The following is a 3,475-nucleotide window of genomic DNA, read 5'->3' on the forward strand; positions in this document are numbered from 1 at the left end:
GGTCGGGATGGCGACCTCCACCTCCTGGCATTCGGCGGGCACCGTGATGCTCGGTGTCCCCGGGCGACCACCGTCGTCGGCGAGGGCCACGTGACGTGCTGGGCCGCCGGAAACCGTGCCGAGCGGGTCGTCGGCCGCGTCCCAGGTGACCAGCAGGCGGTCCGACCCGTGCCCGGCGTTCCGGCCGTCGGTCATCGGCCCGTAGTGGTCGGGCAGGAAGGCCTCGACCCGGGCCCCGAGCCGGTGGAGGTTGAAGAACGCGTTGCGTGCGACCAGCGGGTCGAAGGTCCACGTGATCGCGGGTACGCCACGCTCGAGGCACCAGGCGCGCTGGTGTTCCTTCATGGCCCGGCCGATTCCGTGCCCGGCCCAGGACGGGTGGACGCCGGTGATGTGTGAGTGCAGCGACGTGCCGGGCGGGCCGAAGAAGCCGACGCTGGCCCCGATGACCTGACTGGTGTCCTGCTCCACCGCCGAGGCGACGTAGCAGCCGCTGTGGACGTAGGCGACCAGCGTGCTCAGCTCGAGCACGTCCTGGCCCTCCGGCATCTGCCACACCAGGTTGAGCAGGTCTGAAGCCCGCCGGCAGTCTCGGGCGTCGCGGGCCATCTCGATGGCGAAGGCACGGTGGCCAGGTCCGTGGCCCTCCTGCTGGCTCACGCGCGGCGCTCGGGACGCAGCAACCGATGCACGAGGCCGGCCAGCATGGCCGTGCGTGGGCCGAAGTGCTCGACGAGGGCGTGCTCGTGGTCGGCGTGGGCGCCACCACCGACGGCGCCGAGACCGTCGAGGCTGGGCGCACCCAGGCCAGCCGTGATGTTGCCGTCGGAGGCGCCACCGACGTCGGCGGCCTCCGGGGCACTCAGTTCGAGCTCGCGGCATACCTCGGTCAGTTCGGCGTACAGCGGCATGGAAAGCTCCCGCTGCAGGGGCGGGCGGTTGATGCCCCCGGAGAGCTCGAAGGTCGCCCCGGTCTGAGTCGGCGAGAGTGACCGCAAGGCCGCATCGACCCGGTCCTGCTCCGCGCGGGTCCAGGCCCGTGAGTCGATGTCGAGGAATGCGGTGTCGGGCACCGTGTTGCTGCTGTTGCCCGCGCTCAGGGTGGTCGGCACGACGCTGGTGCCCGCGTCGTCGTCGGCCACGGCCGAGACGGCGAGGATCTGGTGGGCAAGCTCGAGGCCGGCGTTGATCCCCGCCTCGGGCTCCAGGCCCGCGTGCGCGGCCCGTCCCCGGATGGTCAGCCGGTAGGAGGACGCGCCCTTGCGCGCCACCTTGGCCGCGCCGCCGTCGGCGCTGCCTTCCAGCACCAGCACCGCCGGCGGCCGCGAGGTGCGGGTGACCTCGGTCGTGATGAGCTCGCGGGAGGCGGCCGAGCCCACCTCCTCGTCACCGGTGACGAGGAGGGTCAGCCCACTCGTTGGAAGGGCATGCTGCTGCATCACGGCCACGGCGTGGATCGCCATCACCAAACCGGTGAGCATGTCGAACGACCCGGGGCCGCGCACGACGCCGTCGGCATGAGAGAAGGGCAGCCGGGCGAGAGTCCCGTGCGGCCACACCGTGTCCTGGTGGCAGAGCAGCATCACTCGGGGGGCGTCATCAGGGATCTCGCCGGTGTCACCGGGGGTCAGACGCAGGCGCACATGGGTGACGCCGTCCACCTCGATGAGCTCGCAACGCTGGCCGAGGCGCTCGTGGACCAGCGCGGCGACGTCGGCGGCACCGGCCGCCACCGCGGCGAGGTCGCTGGAGGGCGTCTCGCAGGTCACCAGCCGTTCGAGGTCGGCGAGCATCTGCGGCACCCGGTCGACGGCCGACTGCACCAGCTCGTCGGTCACGGTGCGCCGTGCGTTCCGGGAGCGTGCATCGCTCGACCCTATCCCCGGCTCGGGACGGGGCGCTACGCGCCCAGAGTCTCGCGGAAGTGCTGCGCCACGGGCGCGCCGAAGAGCACGAACCGGACAAGGTCGACCTCGTGACCGGGGTGGCTCCGGACCGTGTCGACCGCGATGGCGGCGACCTCCGCGGCATCCCACCCGTAGACCCCGGCACTGATCGCCGGGAAGGCGATGGTCCGTGCCCCGACCTCCTCGGCGACCTCGAGACTGCGCCTGAAGCAGGAGGCAAGCAGGTCGGGGTCGGTCTGACCGCGGTGCCGGTTGGGGCCCACGGTGTGGATCACCCACTGCGCCTCCAGCTCACCGGCGCCGGTGGCCACCGCCTCACCGACGGGCAGGCCGTCGTGCCACCGGGCTGCACGCAGCCGTCGGCACTCGTGCAGCAGGGTGGGCCCTGCCGCGGCGTGAATGGCCCCGTCGACCCCTCCGCCGCCCATCAGCTGGGAGTTGGCCGCGTTGACGATGGCGTCGACGGACTCGGTAGTGATGTCGCCCTCGACCGCTTCGATCCGCATACCCACGAGTATGCCCACCCGTCAGTCGGGCGCCAGGCGTCCGCCGCCAGTGGGCCGGCGTCATGGGGACGTCACCGGGCCGTGCCGACGAGGACTCGCCGGGCGGTCCGGTCGTCGTCGGTGGGCTCCAGCACGACGGAGACCTCGAAGCCCGCTGCCTCCGCCAGCTCGACCCACCGCTGCTGGGTGAACAGGCCGAACGTATGGCGCTCGTGCTCGGTCCACACCCGCCCGCCGCTGTCGCGGAGGCAGTAGACGTACTCGGTGACCACGCTGTCGTCGGCGGGGTCGGGGTCGTAGGTCCACTCCAGATACCGGATGCCGGAGCCGTCGGGAGCGTCCGTGCCGCCGTGCTCGGTGCTGGCCTCGAAGGTCTCGCGCATGTGGTCCGGCATGACGACCAGCGCACCCCCGACGGCCAGATGGGCGCGCGCGGTGGCGAACACAGCGGCCAGATCCCCCTCGGTGAGCATGTAGTCGACCGCGTCGTGGACCAGGACGGCGTCGAAGGTCCGCTCCAGACGCACGTTCCTCATGTCGCCCGGGACGTGCTCAGACGCCGGATTGAGCCGGCGGGAGACCGCCAGCATGCCCTCGGCGATGTCGACCAAAGTCATGGCGAAGTCGCCGGCGAGGTGGACGGCGTTGTGCCCGCCTCCGCTGCCGAGCTCGAGGACGGTGCGTACCTCGCGCGAGGACGTCCGCAGTAGCCCGGCGATGAGGGCCGCGTCCTCCACGTACTCCGACGGCGGGGACAGCAACGGCCACCAACGGGCCAGGTCGGCATACATCCGGGGCGTCGTCACGCTCGCTCCTCGATGGTCATTGCAGCAGGCTATGCAGGCGGGTGAGCACCGGGTCGGTCTGCGAGGGGATGTCGGCGTAGATGTTTCGCAGATCTCGGTAGAGACGGGCCCGCGCAGCATCCGGGGTGAAGACGTCGGCAGGGTGCACCATGCGATGGGTCGCCTCTTCGACGCTGGGGTGGACCGCGCACGCAACGGCGGCACACATCGCGGCCCCCAGCCCAGCGGCGTTGCGCACGGTGTTGCGGCGCACGGG

At 71.8% G+C, this 3,475-nt stretch carries 4 protein-coding genes and 1 pseudogene; all 5 read right to left on the bottom strand.

What is annotated here, in order from left to right; all coding sequences use genetic code 11:
- The coding region (locus VJ976_RS00680; RefSeq protein ID WP_324097916.1) for a GNAT family N-acetyltransferase at positions 1 to 660 on the bottom strand (660 nt) is incomplete at its 3' end.
- Entirely contained in the window at positions 657 to 1,838 is a 1,182-nt protein-coding gene (locus VJ976_RS00685; RefSeq protein ID WP_324097918.1) for a M20/M25/M40 family metallo-hydrolase, read from the bottom strand. The genes VJ976_RS00685 and VJ976_RS00680, both read right to left, overlap by 4 nt.
- Positions 1,839 to 1,900: 62 nt before the next feature.
- Positions 1,901 to 2,413, bottom strand: a complete 513-nt coding sequence (locus VJ976_RS00690) for an O-acetyl-ADP-ribose deacetylase (RefSeq protein ID WP_324097920.1) — start codon at positions 2,411 to 2,413, stop codon at positions 1,901 to 1,903.
- Positions 2,414 to 2,484: 71 nt separating this feature from the next.
- Entirely contained in the window at positions 2,485 to 3,219 is a 735-nt protein-coding gene (locus tag VJ976_RS00695) for a class I SAM-dependent methyltransferase (protein ID WP_324097922.1), read from the bottom strand.
- A gap of 16 nt (positions 3,220 to 3,235) precedes the next feature.
- Positions 3,236 to 3,475, bottom strand: a pseudogene (locus tag VJ976_RS00700) (hypothetical protein); the annotation flags it as partial.

Origin of the sequence: Ornithinimicrobium sp., from assembly GCF_035267225.1 — a bacterium.
Classification (GTDB): Bacteria; Actinomycetota; Actinomycetes; order Actinomycetales; family Dermatophilaceae; genus Ornithinicoccus.

Excerpts from the sequence above, each read along its gene's own strand:
- VJ976_RS00690 (WP_324097920.1), bottom strand. The coding sequence starts at position 2,413 with ATGCGGATCGAAGCGGTCGAGGGCGACATCACTACCGAGTCCGTCGAC.